This is a genomic window from Desertibacillus haloalkaliphilus (genome assembly GCF_019039105.1).
GTDB lineage: Bacteria > Bacillota > Bacilli > Bacillales > KJ1-10-99 > Desertibacillus > Desertibacillus haloalkaliphilus.
In genome coordinates this window covers 1-390 of sequence record NZ_JAHPIV010000284.1, presented here as the reverse complement: position 1 = coordinate 390, position 390 = coordinate 1, and the positions used below count along the sequence as shown (strand labels likewise).

The following is a 390-nucleotide window of genomic DNA, read 5'->3' as shown; positions in this document are numbered from 1 at the left end:
ATTGTGTCCCGATCACGGCGAGATCCTGGACTGGTTGCACAGACTGCGAGGTCCCTTGCGGGTGGCCTACGAGGCCGGGCCGACGGGGTTCGGGCTGGCCCGGGCATTGACTGATGCCCAGATCGACTGCGTGGTCGCGGCACCGTCGAAGTTGATCCGCCCGGCTGGGGATCGGATCAAGACCGATGCCCGCGATGCCGCGCACCTGACCCGGCTTCTGCGGTTGGGCGAAATAACCGCGGTCACGGTTCCCGAGGCTGAGGTGGAGGCGGTGCGCGATCTGGTGCGGGCCCGCGAGGACGCCCGCGCCGATCTGATGCGGGTGCGGCACCGGCTGTCCAAGCTGCTGTTGCGCCAGGGCCGGGTGTACTCGGGCGGGAACGCCTGGAC

1 protein-coding gene is annotated in these 390 nt (G+C 69.2%); it reads left to right on the top strand.

The genetic code is table 11. The features are described 5' to 3' along the window. Window positions 1-61 precede the first annotated feature (61 nt). Window positions 62-390, top strand: a 329-nt coding sequence (locus tag KH400_RS21945; protein ID WP_312889330.1) for an IS110 family transposase, incomplete at its 3' end; no start/stop codon positions are given.